This is a genomic window from Methylobacterium sp. J-072, assembly GCF_022829425.1.
Lineage (GTDB): Bacteria > Pseudomonadota > Alphaproteobacteria > Rhizobiales > Beijerinckiaceae > Methylobacterium.
The window spans coordinates 1-306 of the sequence record NZ_JAKSYK010000135.1; the positions used below are offsets into that span (position 1 = coordinate 1).

Below are 306 nucleotides of genomic sequence, written 5' to 3' on the forward strand. Positions count from 1 at the left end.
GGCGCGTCTGCGACCGGCGCGCAGAGCCAGCCAGATGCATGACTGCTCGCGGCGCGGCGGGAGAGGGAGGCTTGAGTGGTCGAGCCCGGCGGGGTGCGCGTCTCCCCGCCCGCTCGCCGCGTCAACGTCGTGACGGCCGGCGCGTACGAGGTCGGGCCCGACGAAGAGGAAGAGGGCTTTGAGTACGACGAGGCCAGGCGCCGGGGCTAGACCGGCGGCGGCGAGGCGCGCCCGCACCAGACGCGGGGGTCTCCCTCCCCCGCAGAGGGGGGAGGGAGAGCGGGTGGCAGATCCCGATCGGGGGAC

1 protein-coding gene is annotated in these 306 nt (G+C 75.5%); it reads left to right on the forward strand.

The features are described 5' to 3' along the window. Window positions 1-75: 75 nt before the first annotated feature. Window positions 76-210 (forward strand): hypothetical protein, encoded by a 135-nt coding sequence (locus tag MKK67_RS32640; protein ID WP_279601657.1) that lies wholly within the window; start codon window positions 76-78, stop codon window positions 208-210. Window positions 211-306 lie beyond the last annotated feature (96 nt).